Consider the following 20,967-nt stretch of genomic DNA (forward strand, 5'->3'; position numbering starts at 1 on the left):
ATCGGCGTGCGTACCTTACTCCGGCGTAACCACGCGCATGCAGGACGTTTGTCCGACACGGCATCGGCCGTGGTCAGAGGCGCTGTTACCCACGGCACGGGTTACCGATGCGTAGAACTCGCGAGTAACCAATCAGGGTGTCAAACAGGGCTGATTCTTATGCCACCCTTAATGAGATGCCGCGTGGCAGCCGCCGCCCGCCGAGGCGTCGCGGAGCCGCCCGGACGGGGGATTCGACGAGGAATCCTTGCGGTCGCAGCGGACGTCGCAACCGACGCGGCCGCGATGAGAACCGACGACGAGAACCGACGAACCGACACAGCACGAATTTCGCAGCAGGGAGAGACGCAACGTGACGATCAACGAGCATGACCGGGTGTCCACCGACCGGGACGGGAGCTCCGCCGGGACGCATGCTCTGGTTGATCGACTCACCGCCGGTGAGCCCTACGCGGTGGCGTTCGGTGGACAGGGCAGCGCCTGGCTGGAGACGCTGGAGGAACTGGTCTCCTCGGCCGGGATCGAGACCGATCTGGCGACGCTGGCTGGCGAGGCCGAACTGCTGCTCGAGCCCGTCGCCCGCGAACTCGTCGTGGTCCGCCCGATCGGCTTCGAACCGCTGAGCTGGGTGCGGGCCCTCGCCGCTGAAGACCCCACCCCGTCGGCGAACCACCTCACCTCCGCCGCGGTGTCGGTGCCCGGCGTCCTGCTCACCCAGATCGCCGCGACCCGGGCCCTGGCCCGCCAGGGCCTGGACATGACCGCCACCCCGCCGGTCGCGGTCGCCGGCCACTCCCAGGGCGTGCTGGGCGTGGCGTCGTTGAAGGCCGGCGGTGCCAACGACGTGCAGCTGCTGGCCCTGGCGCAGCTCATCGGTGCGGCGGGCACCCTCGTCGCGCGCCGGCGCGGCATCACCGTCTCCGGTGACCGCCCGCCGATGGTGTCGGTCGGCAACGTCGACCCCGAACGCATCTTCCAACTCCTTGAGGAGTTCGCGCAGGACGTGCGCACCGTGCTGCCGCCGGTGCTGTCGATCCGCAACGGCCGGCGCGCGGTGGTGATCACCGGCACCCCCGAGCAGCTGTCCCGGTTCGAGCTGTACTGCGAGCAGATCGCCGAGAAGGAAGCCGCCGACCGGAAGAACAAGGTGCGCGGCGGCGCGGTCTTCGCGCCGGTCTTCGAGCCGGTGCAGGTCGAGGTCGGGTTCCACTCGCCGCGGCTGGCCGACGGCATCGAGTTGGTCGGCCGCTGGGCCGAACAGGTCGGCCTGGACGTGGAGCTGGCCCGGGAGATGACCGAGGCCATCCTGGTCCGCCAAGTCGACTGGGTCGACGAGATCGACGAACTGCACCGCGCCGGCGCCCGCTGGATCCTGGACCTGGGCCCCGGCGACATCCTGACCCGGCTCACCGCGCCGGTGATCCGCGGCCTGGGCATCGGCGTGGTCCCGGTGGCCACCCGCGGCGGGCAGCGCAACCTGTTCACCGTCGGCGCGGTGCCCGAGGTGGCGCCGCCGTGGTCGAGCTACGCCCCGACGACCGTGCGCCTGCCCGACGGCCGGATCAAACTCGACACCAAGTTCACCCGGCTCACCGGCCGGTCGCCGATCCTGCTCGCCGGGATGACCCCCACCACCGTCGACGCCCAGATCGTCGCCGCGGCGGCCAACGCCGGGCACTGGTCGGAGCTGGCCGGTGGCGGCCAGGTCACCGAGGAGATCTTCGCCGACCGCATCGAGGAGCTCACCGGGCTGCTCGAGCCGGGCCGCACCGTGCAGTTCAACACCCTGTTCCTCGACCCCTACCTGTGGAAGCTGCAGGTCGGCGGCAAGCGGCTGGTGCAGAAGGCGCGCGGCTCCGGCGCCCCGATCGACGGCGTCATCGTCAGCGCGGGCATCCCCGACCTGGAAGAGGCCGTCGAGCTCATCGACGAACTCAACGAGGTCGGCATCAGCCACGTGGTGTTCAAACCCGGCACCGTCGAGCAGATCCGCTCGGTGATCCGCATCGCCGCCGAGGTCCCCACCAAACCGGTGATCATGCACGTCGAGGGCGGCCGCGCCGGAGGCCACCACTCCTGGGAGGACCTCGACGACCTGCTGCTGACCACCTACTCCGAGCTGCGGTCCCAGCCCAACATCACCGTCTGCGTCGGCGGCGGCATCGGCACCCCGGAACGCGCGGCGGAGTACCTGACCGGACGCTGGTCGGAGGGCTACGGGTTCCCGTCGATGCCGGTCGACGGCATCCTGGTCGGTACCGCGGCCATGGCCACCAAGGAGGCCACCACCTCGCCGTCGGTCAAGCGCATGCTGGTCGAGACCGCAGGCACCGACCAGTGGATCAGCGCAGGCGGCGCCCAGGGCGGTATGGCCTCCAGCCGCAGCCAGCTCGGCGCCGACATCCACGAGATCGACAACGCCGCCTCCCGCTGCGGTCGCCTCCTCGACGAGGTGGCCGGGGACGGCGACGCCGTCGCGGCCCGTCGCGACGAGCTGATCGCGGCGATGGCCCCCACCGCCAAGCCCTACTTCGGCGACGTCGGTGAGATGACCTACGCGCAATGGCTGCGCCGCTATGTGGAACTGGCGATCGGCGACGGCGACTCCACCGCCGACACCGCCTCCCCGGACAGCCCCTGGCTGGCCGACACCTGGCGGGAGCGGTTCGGGTCGATGCTGCAGCGCGCCGAAGCCCGGCTCAACCCCGCCGACCACGGTCCGATCGAGACGCTCTTCGGCGACGAACAGCTGCTGGAGCGCCCCGCCGACGCGATCGCGACGCTGCTGGCCCGCTACCCCGACGCGGAGACCGTCGTTCTGCACCCCGCCGACGTGCCGTTCTTCACCCAGCTGTGCAAGACCCCGGGCAAGCCGGTGAACTTCGTTCCGGTCATCGACAAGGACGTGCGCCGCTGGTGGCGCAGCGACTCGCTGTGGCAGGCGCACGACGCCCGCTACACCGCCGAGCAGGTGTGCATCATCCCCGGCACCGCCGCGGTGGCCGGCATCACCCGCGTCGACGAGCCGGTCGGTGAGCTGCTCGACCGCTTCGAGCAGGCCGCCGTCGACGAGCTGCTGGCCGCCAACGGCGAGCCGCGCACGGTGCACGCCCGCCGCTCCGGCCGCACCGACATCGACGGCCCGCTGGCCGTCGCCCTGGACGCCCCCGACGTGCTGTGGGCCGGGCGCACCGTCACCAACCCGGTGCACCGGCTCGGCGGCGCCGACGAGTGGCAGATCCGCGAAGGCAGCGACAACCGCTCGGCCACCCACCCCACGACCGGGGCGCGACTGGAGGTGCAGACCGCCGACGACGGGACCGACCGGGTCGTGCTGAGCGTGCCGCTGTCGGGCACCTGGATCGAGATCCCGCTGAGCCTGTCGCCGGTGACCGTGGAGGGCGGCACCCCGGCGGTGCACACCGACGACGCCGCCACCGCCATGCGCGCCGTGCTGGCCATCGCCGCCGGTGTCGACGGGCCCGACGCGCTGCCCGCGGTCGCCGACGGCACCGCCACCGTCACCGTCGACTGGGACCCCGAGCGGGTCGCCGACCACACCGGGGTCACCGCCGTGTTCGGTGCGCCGCTGGCGGCCGGACTGACCCCGGTGCCCGACGCGCTGGTCGGTCGGTGCTGGCCCGCGGTGTTCGCCGCGATCGGCGCGGCCGCCACCGACACCGGGTTCCCGGTCGTCGAGGGCCTGCTGTCGCTGGTGCACCTCGACCACGCCGCCCGGCTGCACACCGCGCTGCCCGGCGAACCCACCGAACTCACCGTCCGCGCCACCGCCGGACAGGCCACCGACACCGAGGTCGGCCGGGTCGTCCCGGTCGAGGTGACCGTGACCACCGCCGACGGCACCGTCGTGGCAACCCTCGCCGAGCGGTTCGCGATCCGCGGCCGGACCGGACCGGCGGAGCTCACCGACCCGGCCCGGGCCGGCGGGGCCGTCTCGGACAACGCCACCGACACCCCGCGTCGCCGCCGCCGCGACGTCACCGTCGCCGCGCCGGTCGACATGCGTCCGTTCGCGGTGGTCTCCGGGGACCACAACCCGATCCACACCGACCGGGCCGCCGCCCTGCTGGCCGGGCTGGACGCGCCGATCGTGCACGGCATGTGGCTGTCGGCGGCCGCGCAGCACGCGGTGACCGCCACCGACGGACAGGCCCGCCCGCCGGCCCGGCTGGTCGGCTGGACCGCCCGATTCCTGGGCATGGTCAAGCCCGGCGACGAGGTCGACTTCCGCGTCGAGCGGGTCGGCATCGACCAGGGCGCCGAGGTCGTCGAGGTCGCCGCGCGCATCGGTTCGGAACTGGTGATGGCGGCGACCGCCCGCCTGGCCGCGCCCAAGACCGTCTACGCCTTCCCCGGGCAGGGCATCCAGCACAAGGGGATGGGCATGGAGGTCCGCGCCCGCTCCAAGGCGGCCCGCAAGGTGTGGGACTCCGCGGACAAGTTCACCCGCGAGACCCTCGGCTTCTCGGTGCTGCACGTCGTGCGCGACAACCCGACCTCGCTGATCGCCTCCGGGGTGCACTACCAGCACCCCGAAGGCGTGCTGTACCTCACCCAGTTCACCCAGGTGGCGATGGCCACCGTGGCCGCCGCCCAGGTCGCCGAGATGCGGGAGCAGGGCGCCTTCGTCGAGGACGCCATCGCCTGCGGGCACTCGGTCGGTGAATACACCGCGCTGGCCTGCGTGTCGGGTGTCTACGAGCTGGAAGCGCTGCTGGAGGTGGTGTTCCACCGCGGGTCGAAGATGCACGACATCGTGCCGCGCGACGCGCTGGGCCGCTCCAACTACCGGCTCGCCGCGATCCGGCCGTCACAGATCGACCTCGACGACGCCGACGTCACCGACTTCGTCGCCGAGATCGCCGAACGCACCGGCGAATTCCTGCAGATCGTGAACTTCAACCTGCGCGGTTCGCAGTACGCGATCGCCGGCACCGTGCGCGGTCTCGAGGAGTTGGAGGCCGAGGTCGAGCGGCGCCGGGAGCGCACCGGTGGACGCCGGTCGTTCATCATGGTGCCGGGCATCGACGTGCCGTTCCACTCCAAGGTGCTGCGGGTGGGCGTCGACGACTTCCGGCGTTCGCTGGAGCGGGTGATGCCGCGGGACCAGGACCCGAACCTGATCATCGGGCGCTACATCCCCAACCTGGTGCCCAAGCCGTTCTCGTTGGACCGCGAGTTCATCCAGGAGATCCGCGACCTGGTGCCCGCCGAGCCGCTCGACGAGATCCTGGCGGACTACGACACCTGGCGTAACGAGAAGCCGCGCGAGCTGTGCCGCAAGGTGGTCATCGAGTTGCTGGCCTGGCAGTTCGCCAGCCCGGTGCGCTGGATCGAGACCCAGGACCTGCTGTTCATCGAGGAGGCCGCCGGTGGTCTCGGGGTGGAGCGGTTCGTCGAGATCGGGGTGAAGACCGCCCCGACGGTGGCCGGGCTGGCCACCAACACCTTGAAGCTGCCCGAATACGCCCACAGCACCGTCGAGGTGCTCAACTGCGAGCGGGACGCCGGGGTGCTCTTCGCCACCGACACCGACCCCGAGCCGGAGGACGACCTGGAGCTCGACGCCGCCGCCGAGCCCGCCGCGGAGGCGGCGCCGGCGGAGGCCGCCCCGGCCGCCCCGGTCGCGCCGGCCGCCCCCTCGGGCGGCCCGCGTCCGGACGACCTGAGCTTCGACGCGGCCGACGCCACCCTGGCATTGATCGCGCTGAGCGCCAAGATGCGGCTGGACCAGATCGAGCCGCTGGACTCCATCGAGTCGATCACCGACGGGGCGTCCTCGCGCCGCAACCAGCTGCTGGTGGACCTCGGTTCGGAGCTGAACCTGGGCGCCATCGATGGCGCGGCCGAGGCCGACCTGGCCGGCCTGCGCAGCCAGGTCACCAAGCTGGCCCGCACCTACAAGCCGTTCGGCCCGGTGCTCTCCGACGCGATCAACGACCAGTTGCGCACCGTGCTCGGGCCGTCCGGCAAGCGGCCCGCCGCGATCGCCGAGCGGGTCAAGAAGACCTGGGAGCTCGGTGACGGCTGGGTCAAGCACGTCACCGTCGAGGTGGCGCTGGGCACCCGCGAGGGCAGCAGTGTGCGCGGCGGTGACCTCGGCGGCCTGCACGACGGCGCACTGGCCGACGCGGCCGCGGTGGACAAGGCCGTCGACGCGGCGGTCAGCGCGGTCGCGGCACGCCACGGCGTCGCGGTCAGCCTGCCGTCGGCCGGCGGTGGCGGCGGCGCCACCGTGGACGCCGCGGCGCTGGGTGAGTTCACCGAACAGATCACCGGACGCGACGGGGTGCTGGCCTCCGCGGCCCGGCACGTGCTCGACCAGCTGGGATTCGACCAGCCGGTCAGCGCGCCGCAGGCGGCCACCGACGCTGAGCTGATCGACCTGGTCTCCGCCGAGTTGGGGGCGGATTGGCCGCGGCTGGTGGCGCCGGTGTTCGACGGGCGCAAGGCCGTCGTCTTCGACGACCGCTGGGCCAGCGCCCGCGAGGACTTGGTCAAGCTGTGGCTCGCCGACGACGGCGAGATCGACGCCGACTGGGCGCGGTTCGCCGAGCGTTTCGAGGGTGCCGGCCACACCGTGGCCACCCAGGCCACCTGGTGGCAGGGCAAGGCGCTGGCGGCCGGGCGGCAGGCGCACGCCGCGCTGTACGGCCGGATCGCCGCCGGGGCGGAGAACCCGGGCCGCGGTGTCCACAGCGCCGAGGTGGCGGTCGTGACCGGCGCCTCGAAGGGGTCGATCGCCGCGTCGGTGGCCGGTCGGCTGCTCGACGGCGGTGCCACCGTCATCGCCACCACCTCGCGTCTCGACGACGAGCGGTTGGCGTTCTACCGCAACCTGTACCGCGACCACGCCCGGTTCGGGGCCACCCTGTGGGTGGTGCCGGCGAACATGGCCTCCTACAGCGACATCGACGCGCTGATCGACTGGGTCGGCAGCGAGCAGGTGGAGAACCTGGGGCCGGCGTCGATCCACCTGAAGGACGCGCAGACCCCCACGCTGCTGTTCCCGTTCGCCGCGCCGCGGGTGGCCGGTGACCTCTCCGAGGCCGGGTCACGGTCGGAGATGGAGATGAAGGTGCTGCTGTGGGCCGTGCAGCGGCTTATCGGTGGCCTGTCGAAGATCGGCGCCGAACGCGACATCGCGTCGCGGCTGCACGTGGTGCTGCCCGGCTCGCCCAACCGCGGCATGTTCGGCGGTGACGGCGCCTACGGCGAGGCCAAGTCGGCCCTCGACGCGGTGGTGTCCCGCTGGAACGCCGAGTCGTCGTGGGCCGAGCGGGTCAGCCTGGCGCACGCGCTGATCGGCTGGACCCGCGGCACCGGGCTGATGGGCCACAACGACGCCATCGTCACCGCGGTCGAGGAAGCCGGCGTGACCACCTACTCCACCGACGAGATGGCCGCGATGCTGGTCGGTCTCTGCGACGTCGAGTCCAAGGTGGCCGCCGCGGCAGCGCCGATCAAGGCCGACCTCACCGGCGGTCTCGCCGAGGTGGAACTGGACATGGCCGAACTGGCCGCCAAGGCCCGCGAGGAGATGACGGCCAACGCCGACGACTCCGCCGACGAGCCGGCCGAGGGCACCATCGCCGCGCTGCCCTCGCCGCCGCGCGGCCACACCCCGGCGCCGCCGCCGGCCTGGGACGACCTCGACGTCGACCCGGCCGACCTGGTGGTCATCGTCGGCGGTGCCGAACTGGGGCCGCTGGGTTCCTCGCGCACCCGTTTCGAGATGGAGGTCGACGACGAACTGTCGGCCGCCGGGGTGCTCGAACTGGCCTGGACCACCGGGCTGATCCACTGGGAGGACGACCCGACACCGGGCTGGTACGACGCCGACACCGGTGAGCTGGTCGACGAGTCGGAGCTGGTCGAGCGCTACCACGACGCGGTGGTGGACAAGGTCGGCATCCGCGAGTTCGTCGACGACGGCGCGATCGACCCCGACCACGCCTCGCCGCTGCTGGTCAGCGTCTTCCTCGACAAGGACTTCACGTTCGTGGTGTCCAGCGAGGCCGACGCCCGGGCGTTCGTCGATTTCGACCCCGAACACACCGTGGTGCGTCCGGTGCCGGACTCGTCGGACTGGCAGGTCACCCGCAAGGCCGGCACCGAGATCCGGGTCCCGCGCAAGACCAAGCTGTCGCGCACCGTCGGCGCCCAGATCCCGACCGGCTTCGACCCCACGGTGTGGGGGATCAGCCAGGACATGGCGACCTCGATCGACCGGGTGGCGCTGTGGAACATCGTCGCCACCGTGGATGCGTTCCTGTCGGCCGGGTTCACCCCGACCGAGCTGATGCGCTGGGTGCACCCGTCGCTGGTGGCCAGCACCCAGGGCACCGGCATGGGCGGCATGACCTCGATGCAGACCATGTACCACGGCAACCTGCTGGGCCGGAACAAGCCCAACGACATCCTGCAGGAGGTGCTGCCCAACGTCGTGGCCGCCCACGTCGTGCAGTCCTACATCGGCTCCTACGGCGCGATGATCCACCCGGTCGCGGCCTGCGCGACCGTGGCGGTCTCGGTCGAGGAGGGTGTCGACAAGATCCGGCTGGGCAAGGCCGAGCTGGTGGTCACCGGCGGGTTCGACGACCTGACGCTGGAGGCGATCATCGGCTTCGGTGACATGGCGGCCACCGCCGACACCGAGATGATGCGCGCCAAGGGCATCTCCGATGCGAAGTTCTCCCGCGCCAACGACCGGCGCCGGCTGGGCTTCGTCGAGGCGCAGGGCGGCGGGACGATCCTGCTGGCCCGTGGTGACCTGGCCGCCAAGATGGGCCTGCCGGTGCTGGCCGTGGTCGCCTACGCCCAGAGCTTCGGCGACGGGGTGCACACCTCGATCCCGGCGCCGGGGCTGGGCGCGCTGGCCGCCGGGCGCGGCGGGCGCGATTCGCTGCTGGCCCGGTCGCTGGCCAAGCTGAAGGTGGGTGCCGACGACATCGCGGTGGTCTCCAAGCACGACACCTCGACGTTGGCCAACGACCCCAACGAGACCGAGCTGCATGAGCGGCTCGCCGACGCGTTGGGCCGCTCGGAGGGCGCACCGCTGTTCGTGATCAGCCAGAAGACCCTCACCGGGCACGCCAAGGGCGGCGCCGCGGTCTTCCAGATCATGGGCCTGTGCCAGATCCTGCGTGACGGGGTGATCCCGCCGAACCGCAGCCTGGACTGCGTGGACGACGAGCTGGCCAGTTCCGAACACTTCGTCTGGGTGCGCGACACCCTGCGGCTGGGCGACAAGCTCCCGCTGAAGGCGGGGCTGGTCACCAGCCTGGGCTTCGGACACGTGTCGGGTCTGGTCGCGCTGGTCCACCCGCAGGCGTTCGTGGCCGCGCTGGACCCCGCGCAGCGTCGCGACTACCTGCAGCGGGCCGAGGCCCGGGTGGTGGCCGGGCAGCGACGGCTGGCGTCGGCGATCGCCGGCGGGCCGACCCTCTACGAGCGTCCGGGCAACCGGCGTTTCGACAAGGAGGTCGCCGAGAAGCCGCAGGAGGCCGCGATGTTGATCAACGCCGCCGCCCGGCTCGGCGATGGCGACGTCTACATCCGCTAGCGTTACCGGCTATGAGCGCCGAACGTGACCGCCCGGCAGGGAGAGCCGCGGTATGAGCATCGTCGGAGTCGGTATCGACCTGGTCAACATCCCGGACTTCGCCGACCAGGTCGACCAGCCGGGCACCGTGTTCGCCGAGACGTTCACCCCCGGTGAGCGCCGCGACGCCTCGGACAAGAGTTCCTCGGCGGCACGGCATCTGGCGGCCCGCTGGGCGGCGAAGGAGGCGGTGATCAAAGCCTGGTCGGGGTCGCGGTTCGCGCAACGACCGGTGCTGCCCGAGGGCATCCACCGCGACATCGAGGTGGTCACCGACATGTGGGGCCGCCCGCGGGTGCGGCTCTCCGGTGAGATCGCCCGGCACCTGGCCGACGTCACCATCCACGTCTCGCTCACCCACGAGGACGACACCGCCGCGGCCGTGGCGATCCTGGAGACCTCCTGACCGGGGCGGCCGGGCGGCGCCTAGCCTGAACCGATGAGCGATCTGGTCGCCGCGGTCCGCGCGGTCCTGCCGTCGGTGCGCTCCGACCTGGAGGCACTGGTGCGCATCGAATCGGTGTGGGCCGACCCGGACCGCAGGCCCGAAGTGCACCGCAGCGCCCGCGCGGTCGCAGATCTGTTGAGCGACGCGGGTTTTCCTGACGTGCAGGTGGTCGCCGAAGGGGGAGCTCCCGCGGTGATCGCCCGGCACCCCGCCCCGCCGGGTGCGCCGACGGTGCTGCTGTACGCCCACCACGACGTGCAACCCGAAGGCGACCGCGCCGGGTGGCGCTCCCCGCCGTTCGAGCCGACCGAACGCGACGGGCGGCTCTACGGCCGCGGCACCGCCGACGACAAGGCCGGCATCGCCGTCCACCTGGCGGCTTTCCGCGCCCACGGCGGCCGGCCACCGGTGGGCGTCACCGTCTTCGTCGAGGGCGAGGAGGAATCCGGGTCGCCGTCGCTGCCCGCGTTGCTCGCGGCGCACCGTGAGGCGCTCACCGCCGACGTCATCGTGCTCGCCGACTCCGACAACTGGAGTGTCGACGTGCCGGCGCTGACCGTCTCGCTGCGTGGCCTGGTCGACTGCGTGGTGGAGGTCGCCACCCTCGATCACGGGCTGCACTCCGGGCTGTGGGGCGGGGTGGTGCCCGATGCGCTGAGCGTGCTGGTGCGGTTGCTGGCCGGCCTGCACGACGACGACGGCAACGTGGCCGTCGCCGGGCTGCACGAAGGCGACGCTCCGGTGGTCGACTACCCGACCGAGCGGGTGCGGGCCGACACCGGCCTGCTGGACGGGGTGGCCGAGATCGGTACCGGCTCGGTGCCGCACCGGCTGTGGAACAAACCGGCGATCACCGTCATCGGCATCGACACCACCGGCGTTGCGGAATCGTCGAACACGCTGATCCCGCGGGCGCGGGCCAAGATCAGCCTGCGGGTCGCCCCCGGAGGTGACGCCCAAGCTCACCTGGATGCCCTGAAAAGCCATCTGGAGCAACACGTCCCGTGGGGTGCACAGCTGACCGTCACCCCCGGCGACGTCGGCCAGCCCTATGCGGTCGATGCCACCGGACCGGTCTACGACGCCGCGCGCGCCGCGTTCGCCCAGGCCTGGGGCGCCGAACCGGTCGACATGGGGATGGGCGGCTCGATCCCGTTCATCGCCGAGTTCGCCGCGGCCTTCCCGGACGCCACGATCCTGGTGACCGGGGTGGAAGACCCCGCGACCCAGGCACACAGCGTCAACGAGAGCCTGCACCTGGGGGTGCTGGAGCGCGCTGCGGTCGCCGAGGCGCTGCTGCTGGAGCGTCTGGGCGCGGTTTAGCTATACGGATAGGTCTCGGCGCAGTTTGGCTACGTGCCCGGTGGCCCGAACGTTGTACTGCGCGACAGCGATCCGGCCGTCCTCGTCGACCACGAACGTGGAGCGGATCACCCCCTGCACGGTCTTGCCGTACATCTTCTTCTCACCGAACGCACCCCAGGCGGCCAGCACCGCCTTGTCCGGGTCGGACAACAGCGGGAACGTCAGCTTCTCGGCATCGCGGAACTTGGCCAGCTTGGCCGGCTTATCCGGTGAGATCCCGATGACATCGAGGCCGGCCTCGTTGAGCTCGCCGAGACTGTCCCGGAAGTCGCAGGCCTGTTTGGTGCAACCCGGTGTCGACGCGGCGGGATAGAAGTACACGATGACCTTCCGGCCCCGGTAGTCGCTCAGCGACACACTGCGGCCGTCGGCATCGGGAAGGCTGAACGCGGGCGCGGTATCGCCGGGCTGCAACCGCACGGTTTCGGTCAAGTCGGGGCCTTTCTGCTCATCGGGGTCGCCCACAGCGCCGCAATCGGCGCCGGCTGTTCTAGGGTAGGGCGGACCGTCCATCAAGCGGAGCAAGCGGAGGTGACCGTGGCGGACCGTGACCCCGACGCCATCAAACAGGATATCGACCGCGCTCGCGATCAGCTGGCGTCCACGGTCGACCTGCTCGCGGAACGGACCAATCCCCGTCGCCTGGCCGACGATGCGAAGGCCAAAGCGGTCCGGCTGGTCAAAACCCCCGCCGTGACGATCTCGCTGGTCGGTGTCGGCGCGCTCACGATCGTGCTGGTCATCCGCAAGATCCGCAACCGCTGATCGCCGGGGCGACGCGCCCCGGAAACCCACCCGCATTGAGCGATCCGGCCCGACAGGCTTTATGGTCTAGCTGTGCAAGAGATGAACCGTCGCAACATGATGCTGATGTCCGGCCTCGGCCTGCTGTCCGCCGGCGCGTTGGCCGCCCCGTCCGCGCAGGCCAGCCCGACGCGCCCGCAGGCCCCCCGGGGTCCGCTGCCCGCGGAGCCGGCCGGTGCCGCCCCGGCCCTGCTGTTCTTCGACGAGTTCGACGGGGAGGCCGGTTCGGCTCCGGACCCGGCGAAGTGGCAGGTGGCCACCGCCCGGGAGACCATCAAGAACCCGGTGTTCTGGGACCGCCCGGAGAACATGGGCCAGTACCGCGACGACCGTAACCACGTCTTCGTGGACGGCAACTCCAACCTGGTGATCCGCGCGACCCGCAACGACGACGGCAAGTACGTCAGCGGCAAGGTCCAGAGCCCCTGGCGCGGCGGCATCGGCACCACCTGGGAAGCCCGGATCAAGCTCAACTGCCTGACCGCGGGCTGCTGGCCGGCGTGGTGGCTGTCCAACAACGACGACCCCAAGGTCGGCGGCGAGATCGACCTGATGGAGTGGTACGGCAACGGGGAGTGGCCGTCGGGCACCACCGTGCACGCCAACCCGTGGGGCACCTCGTACGCGACCCACCCCTACCCGGTCGACAGCGACTGGCACACCTGGCGGGTCACCTGGAACGAGCAGGGGCTGTACTTCTGGCAGGACTACGCGCCGGGCAAGAAACCCTACTTCGAGGTGCCGGCGTTCTCGATCGAGGAATGGCCGTTCAACAACCCCGGCTACACCATGTTCCCGGTGCTGAACCTGGCGGTCGCCGGGTCCGGGGGCGGGGACCCGGCCGGCGGTGACTACCCGGCGGAGATGCTCGTCGACTGGGTGCGGGTCTTCTAGCGGCGCGCCGGGCCGACAGTGACAACAATCACTTCCGGCCCGGGCCGCGCGCCCGGCACAGCAAAAATCCCCTGCCATGGTGATGGCAGGGGATTTCGCTTGTACGCCGTGAAGGGCTCGAACCTTCGACCCGCTGATTAAGAGTCAGCTGCTCTACCAACTGAGCTAACGGCGCAGGCTGTGCGAGAATAACAGGCATTCCGCCGCGCTGCGAAATCCGCCGCGTACGGCACACCCGGTCGCCGCGACAACGTTGTCGCCGCAGGGACGCTCACCCCTCTAGACTGGGGCGGGGGAATTCCGATTCGGTGTCGCTCACAGCGAGCGTGAAGGGAAAGCACGTCATGGGGCAGGTCGTTGCGGGGGCGCGTTCGCGCCGCGTTCGGTCCTGTTTGGTCACTTTGCTGATGGTCCCGGCCGTGGTGTTCGGCCTCAGTGCGTGCGGCGGTGAATCCGCTCCGGCGCCGCTGGAGATCATCGCCGACAAGGGCACCCCGTATGACGACCTGCTGATCCCGAAACTGACCGCGTCGGTGAAGGACGGCGCGGTCGGCGTCGCGGTGGACACTCCGGTGACGGTCAAAGCCGAGGACGGCGTCCTGGACTCGGTCAGCATGGTCAACGAGTACGGCAAGCAGGTCGAGGGCAAACTCAGCGACGACGGCCTGGGCTGGTCGACCACCGAGCCGCTCGGCTACAACAAGCGCTACTCGGTGAAGGCGACCGCGCTGGGTCTGGCGGGAGAGTCCAGCAAGAACCTGAGCTTCCGGACTCACTCGCCGGCGAACCTGGCGATGCCCTACGCGATGCCCAACCGCGGTGAGGTCGTCGGTGTCGGTCAGCCGGTGATCATCCGCTTCGACGAGAACATCGGGGACCGGAAGGCGGCCGAGGAGGCGGTGACGGTCACCACCGACCCACCGGTCGAAGGCGCCTTCTACTGGCTGAACAACCGGGAACTGCGCTGGCGACCGGAGAACTTCTGGAAACCGGGCACCAAGGTGACGGTGGAGGCCAAGACCTACGGCGTCGACCTCGGCGACGGCGTGTTCGGGCAGGACAGCGCGAGCACCCAGTTCACCGTCGGTGACGAGGTCGTCGCCACCGCCGACGACAAGACCAAGATGATCACGGTGCGCATCAACGGCGAGGTCGCCAAGGTGATGCCGACCTCGATGGGCAAGGACAGCACCCCCACCGACAACGGCACCTACATCATCGGCGACCGGTTCGAGCACCTGGTGATGGATTCCTCGACCTACGGTGTTCCGGTCAACTCCCCGGACGGCTACCGCACCGACGTCAACTGGGCGACCCAGATGTCCTACAGCGGCATCTACGTGCACTCCGCGCCGTGGTCGGTCGGCGCGCAGGGCAACACCAACACCAGCCACGGCTGCCTCAACGTCAGCCCGAACGACGCGCGCTGGTTCTACGACCACTTCAAGCGCGGCGACGTGGTCAAGGTGGTCAACACCGTGGGCGGCACCCTGTCTGGCACCGACGGGCTGGGGGACTGGAACATCCCCTGGTCGCAGTGGTCGGCCGGCAACGCCAACGCCTGAACGTCCCTGAAATCGACGCGGTAGCGGCGGTTTATTGCCCAAAACGGGGCTCTGAGCCCGCTGGGACGTCGATTTCAGGGATAGCAACCCGGTGAGCTCACGGTCTACCCACCGGTGACGTAATCGTATCGAAGCCGGCCGGGGCTCCACGCCGAGCTCCGGTCCGGTGCCACCGGCCGAGTGGCGCCGTCCATCCCTTCCGTACCCGCGGGCAGTTCTGCGCCGTCGAGTGCCGCACCGATTGCCTGATAATACCCCCAGGGGTATAATTCGGGTGCCGCACCGCGGTGACATGGGAAGCGCCAACTGTCGGATGGAAGGCGTTGAGGGAAGGGGTCCGCCATTCTTACCGTCCTCAAACGAGCGTGGGTGGTGGTCACCGTCGTGGCGGCTGCGATTCTCGGCGGGCTGGGTGTCCTGCACTTCCGCGGTGTCTTCGGCTCGGACGAGATCTTCATCCAGCCCACTGGCACGGAGGCGATCGTGTCGGTCAACGTCAAACACGTCGTCTACGAGATCTTCGGGCCGCCGAACACCGTCGGTGCAGTCAGCTATCTCGACGAGGGCTCCGACACTCGGCAAGCCCGGTTCGCCGGATTGCCCTGGACGCACGCACTGACCACGACGTTGCCGGTGGTTGTCGCACACCTGGTCGCCCAAGGCGACAGCGACAGCATCGGCTGTCGGATCACGGTCAACGGTGCGGTACAGGACGAGCAGAATTCCGTCGGCCACCATGCCCAAACCTTCTGCCTGGTGAAAGCCGCATGAGCAACATCGGAAAACCGCCGTCGAGGCTGATGCGCACGATGCGCGCACTGGCGCTGCCGATTCTGCTGTTCTGGGTGCTGCTGACCGTGGCGGTCAACGTGTTCGTGCCGCAGATCGAGGTGGTGGCCCGCGAGCACGCGGTGTCGATGTCACCGGACGACGCCCCGGCAGTGATCGCCGCCAAGGAGATCGGTGCCAAGTTCGAGGAATCCGATTCCGACAGCATCGTCATGATCGTCCTGGAAAGCGATACGGAACTCGGCGCGGACGCCCGACGGTACTACGACGATCTGGTGCAGCGGCTGGAAGCCGACACCCGTCACGTGCAGCATGTGCACGACCTGTGGGGGGACCTGGTCACCGCGGGCGGCGTGCAATCCGCCGACGGCAAGGCCGCCTACGTCCAACTCAACGTCGCGGGCAACCAGGGCAGCACCGAGGGCATCGCGTCGGTGGACGCGGTTCGGGAGATCGTTGCCGAGCAGTCGCCGCCTGACGGGGTCAACGTGCATGTGACCGGCCCAGCCGCGCTCACCGCGGACATGACCGAGGCCGCCGACAAGAGCATGTTCACGATGATGGGCGTCACCGGCGTGGTCATCATCATCATGTTGCTGTTCACCTACCGGTCGATCAGCACGACGTTGGTTGCTCTGGTGATGGTCGGCGTTGAAATGGGTACCGCCCGTGGCCTTGTCGCATTGCTGGGCGACATCGGCCTGTTGGGCTTCTCCACGTTCGTGGTCGCTTTGCTGTCATCGTTGGCGATCGCGGCGGGCACCGACTATGCGATCTTTCTGATCGGCCGCTACCAGGAGGCCCGCCGAGCCGGCGAGGACCCGGAGACCGCGTATTACACGATGATCCGCGGCACCTCGCACGTCATCGTCGGGTCCGGCCTGACGATCGCCGGGGCAACCGCGTGCCTGCATCTGGCCCGGCTCGATTACTTCAAGACCCTCGGCCTGCCGTCCGCACTGGGCATGCTGGTGGTAATCGCCGGGGCGATGACCGCTGGGCCGGCGGTGGTGGCCCTGGGCGCCAAATTCGGTCTGCTGGAACCCAAACGGACGATGCGCACCCGGCGCTGGCGGCGGATCGGCACCGCCAATGTGCGGTGGCCGGCGCCGGTTTTCGCCGCGTCGCTGCTGACCGTCATCGTCGGCTTCGCGATCATGCCGACCATGAAGATCAGCTTCAACGACCGCTACTACATCCCTTCGGACCTGCCGTCCAACGTCGGCTACGACGCCGCGGAGAAGCACTTTTCGGCAGCTCGGCTGAATCCCGACATCTTGATGGTCGAGTCGGACCACGACATGCGCAACCCCAGCGACATGATCGTCTTGGATCGGATCGCCAAGGAGATCTTCCGCCTGCCCGGCACCGCACGGGTGCAGAGCATCACCCGGCCGCTCGGCGGACCCATCGAACACAGCTCCATTCCGTTCCAGATCAGCATGCAGTCCATTCCGATCACGGCGAACCTGCAGTTCATGCGGGACCGGATGGGCGACATGCTCACCGTGAGCGACGACCTGGGCACCATGATCGATTCGATGGAGCGCATGCAGTCGTTGATGCGCACGACGAACGACACCGCCCAGACGATGAGCGATACGACCGGCAGCATGACCAGGAACATGGGCACGATGGCCGGCACCATTGAGGAGATGCGGGACCGGATCGCCGATTTCGACGAGTTCTGGCGTCCGGTGCGCAACTACCTGGTGTGGGAGCCGCACTGCGCCGACATCCCGCTGTGCTGGTCGACCCGCTCGGTCTTCGAAGCCTTCGACAGCGTCGACAAGTTCACCGAGGACATGGACCGGTTGATCGGCGACATGAACACGATGGACACTGTGATGCCGCAGATGGTCACCGCGATGCGGCAGATGACCGACGAGTTCGCCCCGATGATCGTGGCGGCCAAGAGCATGCGGGGCTCGCTGTTGACGCTGCACAGCAGTTTCGACGGGCTGGTCAAGCAGATGGAGCGGATGACCGATACCGCCGCGGCGATGGGCCAAGCGTTCGACGCGGCCAAAAACGACGACTACTTCTACCTGCCGCCGGAAGCCTTCGACAACCCGGACTTCCAACGTGGTCTGGAGATCTTCCTGTCGCCGGACGGCAAGGCGGCCCGATTCTTCGTCACTTTGGAACAGGAGCCGGCGACTCCGGCCGGCATCGCCGCGGTCGTACCGGAACTGGAGGCCGCCCGGCATGCCGTCAAGGGAACGCCCCTAGCCGATGCGAAGTTCTACTTGACCGGCACGGCCGCCATCTACAACGACATCCAAACCGGCTCGACCTACGACCTCCTGCTCGTCGGGTTGGCTGCGGTCACCTTGATTTTCATCGTGATGCTGGTCATCATCCGATCCCTGGTGGCCGCCCTGGTGATCGTCGGTACGGTCCTGTTGTCGCTGGGCGCAGCCTTCGGCCTCTCGGTGCTGTTCTGGCAGCACATCGTGGGACTGGAGTTGAACTGGATCACCCCGGTGTTCGGAGTGATCGTGCTGCTCGCGGTCGGCTCGGACTACAACCTGCTGCTGGTCTCCCGGTTCAAGGAGGAGATCCACGCCGGATTGAAGACCGGGATCATCCGCTCGATGGCCGGCACCGGGGGGGTGGTGACCGCCGCCGGGCTGGTGTTCGCGTTCACGATGATGTCGATGCTGGCCAGCGACCTGACCTCGATCGGCCAGGCGGGTAGCACGATCGGTATCGGTCTGTTGTTCGACACCTTGATCGTGCGCTCGCTGATGACCCCTTCGATGGCGACGTTGCTGGGCCGCTGGTTCTGGTGGCCGCAGATCGTGCGCCCTCGCCCGGCCAGCGCGATGCTGCAACCTTATGGGACGCGGTCGGCGGTGCGGCTGCTACTCGGGGAGTACAGCGGAGGATCGTTCGCCGCGGACATCGGCGATCCCGACCGAGCGGAGGAAGTGGACACCGCGCCGACGGAGTCTCCCAGCCGACCTCGGTGACCACGCCGGAGAAAACGTCACGTTCAGCGGCCGACTGGGCGACCGCGCCTATCGGGGTGGCTGACGGGGCTCGAACCCGCGACCCCCAGGATCACAACCTGGTGCTCTACCAACTGAACTACAGCCACCATCGCTGCCGACCGGCCGGTGGCAGCCCCCCGATACTAGCCGCTGAGGTTCTCGGCAGCCGAATCGGTGTGGTCGCCGCCACCCAACTCCGCCGCGACCGCGGCGATCTCGCTGGTCGACGGCCCCGGCGGGGCGACGAACGCGGTACGCCGGTAGTACTGCAGTTCACGGATCGACTCGTGGATGTCGGCCAGGGCCCGGTGCGCCAGCCCCTTGGCCGGCTGACCGAAGTAGATCCGCGGGTACCAGCGCCGGCACAGTTCCTTGATCGAGCTCACATCGATCATCCGGTAATGCAGGAACGCGTCCAGCGCCGGCATGTCACGAGCGATGAACCCGCGGTCGGTAGCGATGGAGTTGCCGGCGAGCGGAGCCGTCTTGGCCTGCTTCACATGCCGACGCAGGTAGTCGAGCACCATGTTCTCCGCCGTCGGCACGTCGACGGTGGCCGCCCGCACCTCCTCGATCAGCCCCGACCGGGTGTGCATCTCGGTGACCACGTCGATCATCGAATCCAGGGCCGCGTCTTCGGCGTGGATCACGATGTCGATGCCGTCGTCCACCGGGTTCAGGTCCCCGTCGGTGACCACGACAGCGATCTCGATCAGTTTGTCGGAGCCCAGATCGAGTCCGGTCATCTCGCAGTCGATCCACACCAGCTCATCGCGCACAGCACTCACAGTAGGCCCACGTTAGCCGCTGGCTGCCGCGCGCGGTAAGCGGCCAAGTAATCTGAGCTGCTGAACGTGGGGCTGACCCGACGCCCAGGGGCTGAGGACCCCCACCTCCGAGTTTCGAGACAGCGAAGGACACGCGGTTCCATGGGTACGAAATCGACAGACACCCCAGCGCAGGAGATCGCCGCCGGCTACAGCGTCGGCGGGCAGGCGCTGGAGTTGGGTGCCGTCGTCATCGACGGCGCCGCCGACCCGCAGGCCCAGGTCCGCATTCCGCTGGCCACCGTCAACCGGCACGGCCTCATCGCCGGCGCCACCGGCACCGGTAAGACCAAGACGCTGCAGGTCATGGCCGAGCAGCTCTCGGCGGCCGGCGTCCCGGTGTTGATGGCCGACATCAAGGGCGACCTGTCCGGGCTGGCGCGCGCCGGGACCGGCAACGACAAGATCACCGAGCGCAGCGACGACACCGGCGACTCCTGGGAGCCGACCGCCTACCCGGTGGAGTTCCTGTCGCTGGGAACCGACGGGATCGGGGTGCCGGTGCGTGCCACGATCTCCAGCTTCGGACCGATTCTGCTGTCGAAGGTGCTGGGGCTCAACGCTACTCAGGAGTCGACGCTCGGGCTGATCTTCCACTGGGCCGACCAGCAGGGGCTGGCGCTGCTGGATTTGAAAGATCTGCGCGCGGTGATCACCCACCTCACCAGCGACGAGGGCAAAGCCGACCTCAAGGCACTGGGCGCGGTGTCCACCGCCACCGCCGGAGTGATCCTGCGGGCCCTGATCAACCTCGAGGCCGAGGGGGCGGACACCTTCTTCGGGGAGCCCGAACTCGACCCCGAAGACCTGCTCCGCGTCGACGAGCAGGGCCGCGGGGTCATCACCCTGCTCGAACTCGGGGACCAGGCCGCCCGCCCGGTGCTGTTCTCCACCTTCTTGATGTGGGTGCTCGCCGACCTGTTCACCCTGTTGCCCGAGGTCGGCGATGTCGACAAACCCAAGCTGGTCTTCTTCTTCGACGAAGCGCACCTGCTGTTCAGCGACGCCTCCAAGGCGTTCCTCGACCAGGTGGAGCAGACCGTCAAGCTGATCCGCTCCAAGGGGGTGGGGGTGTTCTTCTGCACCCAGCTGCCCACCGATGTGCCCAACGCGGTGCTGTCCCAGCTCGGGGCGCGGGTGCAGCACGCGTTGCGTGCCTTCACCCCCGACGATCAGAAGGCGCTCACCAAGACGGTGCGCACCTACCCGAAGACCAAGATCTACGACCTGGAGTCGGCGTTGACCTCCCTCGGAATCGGGGAGGCGGTGGTCACGGTGCTCTCCGAGCGGGGCGCTCCCACGCCGGTCGCCTGGACGCGGCTGCGCGCCCCGCGCTCGCTGATGGACGCCATCGGGGCTGACGCGATTCGCAGTGCGGCCCAGGACAGTTCCCTGCACGCCAAGTACGGCGAGAGCATCGACCGGGAATCCGCTTACGAGATCCTGAAAGGCAAACTGGTCCAGGACGGGTCGTCGGAAGACACCCCGACGGCCGGAGAGCCGAAGAAGCCCGGCTGGTGGAAACGCTTCCTGCAGTGGTGGAAGGAGTTGCTCAGCAGCCCCGCCGCCAAGAGCTTCGCCCGGTCGGCAGGCACCGTGGTCGGACGCGAGATCACCCGCGGCATGATGGGCACCGGCAAGCGCAAGCGTTAGC

At 69.4% G+C, this 20,967-nt stretch carries 11 protein-coding genes and 2 tRNA genes; 9 read left to right on the forward strand and 4 right to left on the reverse strand.

The window, feature by feature from the left end:
* Positions 1–352 precede the first annotated feature (352 nt).
* The 3 genes from AWC30_RS03430 to AWC30_RS03440 are packed head-to-tail and all read left to right on the forward strand — an operon-like array spanning position 353 to position 11,396.
* Positions 353–9,586 (forward strand): type I polyketide synthase, encoded by a 9,234-nt coding sequence (locus AWC30_RS03430; protein WP_085108797.1) that lies wholly within the window; start codon positions 353–355, stop codon positions 9,584–9,586.
* A 52-nt stretch (positions 9,587–9,638) separates the two neighbouring features.
* Complete coding sequence (acpS, locus tag AWC30_RS03435) at positions 9,639–10,031, forward strand: holo-ACP synthase AcpS (RefSeq protein ID WP_085108799.1); 393 nt, start codon at positions 9,639–9,641, stop codon at positions 10,029–10,031.
* A gap of 33 nt (positions 10,032–10,064) precedes the next feature.
* Complete coding sequence (locus AWC30_RS03440) at positions 10,065–11,396, forward strand: dipeptidase (RefSeq protein WP_085108801.1); 1,332 nt, start codon at positions 10,065–10,067, stop codon at positions 11,394–11,396.
* Here the strand turns inward: AWC30_RS03440 and bcp are convergent, their stop codons facing one another.
* On the reverse strand, positions 11,397–11,870 hold the full coding sequence (gene bcp, locus AWC30_RS03445) for a thioredoxin-dependent thiol peroxidase (RefSeq protein ID WP_085108958.1): 474 nt from the start codon (positions 11,868–11,870) through the stop codon (positions 11,397–11,399).
* Between the two features lie 105 nt (positions 11,871–11,975).
* Here bcp and AWC30_RS03450 point away from each other — a divergent pair, with 105 nt between their 5' ends.
* Positions 11,976–12,203, forward strand: a complete 228-nt coding sequence (locus tag AWC30_RS03450; protein ID WP_085108959.1) for a DUF3618 domain-containing protein — start codon at positions 11,976–11,978, stop codon at positions 12,201–12,203.
* A gap of 81 nt (positions 12,204–12,284) precedes the next feature.
* Positions 12,285–13,136: a glycoside hydrolase family 16 protein gene (locus tag AWC30_RS03455; RefSeq protein WP_207568391.1), complete on the forward strand. Its 852-nt coding sequence runs from the start codon at positions 12,285–12,287 to the stop codon at positions 13,134–13,136.
* A 102-nt stretch (positions 13,137–13,238) separates the two neighbouring features.
* On the opposite strand, the gene AWC30_RS03460 is transcribed toward AWC30_RS03455, so the two are convergent.
* Positions 13,239–13,311: transfer RNA gene (locus AWC30_RS03460), tRNA-Lys, on the reverse strand.
* Positions 13,312–13,480: 169 nt separating this feature from the next.
* On the opposite strand from AWC30_RS03460, the gene AWC30_RS03465 reads away from it, so the two are divergent.
* The 3 genes from AWC30_RS03465 (at position 13,481) to AWC30_RS03475 (ending at position 18,465) form a co-directional block, all read left to right on the forward strand.
* On the forward strand, positions 13,481–14,701 hold the full coding sequence (locus tag AWC30_RS03465) for a L,D-transpeptidase (RefSeq protein WP_085108803.1): 1,221 nt from the start codon (positions 13,481–13,483) through the stop codon (positions 14,699–14,701).
* A 342-nt stretch (positions 14,702–15,043) separates the two neighbouring features.
* Positions 15,044–15,472 carry an MmpS family transport accessory protein gene (locus AWC30_RS03470; protein WP_085108805.1) on the forward strand — a complete coding sequence of 143 codons (429 nt, stop codon included), beginning with the start codon at positions 15,044–15,046 and terminating at the stop codon, positions 15,470–15,472.
* Positions 15,469–18,465: an MMPL/RND family transporter gene (locus tag AWC30_RS03475; RefSeq protein WP_234807922.1), complete on the forward strand. Its 2,997-nt coding sequence runs from the start codon at positions 15,469–15,471 to the stop codon at positions 18,463–18,465. The genes AWC30_RS03470 and AWC30_RS03475 overlap by 4 nt, the downstream gene beginning before the upstream one ends.
* Before the next feature lie 55 nt (positions 18,466–18,520).
* Here AWC30_RS03475 and AWC30_RS03480 read toward each other — a convergent pair.
* Positions 18,521–18,593: transfer RNA gene (locus tag AWC30_RS03480), tRNA-His, on the reverse strand.
* Positions 18,594–18,629: 36 nt separating this feature from the next.
* Entirely contained in the window at positions 18,630–19,265 is a 636-nt protein-coding gene (orn, locus tag AWC30_RS03485) for an oligoribonuclease (RefSeq protein ID WP_085108809.1), read from the reverse strand.
* Between the two features lie 150 nt (positions 19,266–19,415).
* Between orn and AWC30_RS03490 the strand changes: the two genes are divergently transcribed.
* Positions 19,416–20,966 (forward strand): helicase HerA-like domain-containing protein, encoded by a 1,551-nt coding sequence (locus AWC30_RS03490; protein WP_085108811.1) that lies wholly within the window; start codon positions 19,416–19,418, stop codon positions 20,964–20,966.
* The last annotated feature ends 1 nt before the right edge of the window (position 20,967 follow it).

Origin of the sequence: Mycolicibacillus trivialis, assembly GCF_002102395.1 — a bacterium.
In the GTDB taxonomy this organism is placed as follows: domain Bacteria; phylum Actinomycetota; class Actinomycetes; order Mycobacteriales; family Mycobacteriaceae; genus Mycobacterium; species Mycobacterium triviale.

What these genes read in the sequence shown, in the direction of transcription:
- acpS (WP_085108799.1), top strand. Translation starts at nt 9,639, where the DNA reads ATGAGCATCGTCGGAGTCGGTATCGACCTGGTCAACATCCCGGACTTC.
- AWC30_RS03440 (WP_085108801.1), top strand. Translation starts at nt 10,065, where the DNA reads ATGAGCGATCTGGTCGCCGCGGTCCGCGCGGTCCTGCCGTCGGTGCGC.
- AWC30_RS03455 (WP_207568391.1), top strand. Translation starts at nt 12,285, where the DNA reads ATGAACCGTCGCAACATGATGCTGATGTCCGGCCTCGGCCTGCTGTCC.
- AWC30_RS03465 (WP_085108803.1), top strand. Translation starts at nt 13,481, where the DNA reads ATGGGGCAGGTCGTTGCGGGGGCGCGTTCGCGCCGCGTTCGGTCCTGT.
- AWC30_RS03475 (WP_234807922.1), top strand. Translation starts at nt 15,469, where the DNA reads ATGAGCAACATCGGAAAACCGCCGTCGAGGCTGATGCGCACGATGCGC.
- AWC30_RS03490 (WP_085108811.1), top strand. Translation starts at nt 19,416, where the DNA reads ATGGGTACGAAATCGACAGACACCCCAGCGCAGGAGATCGCCGCCGGC.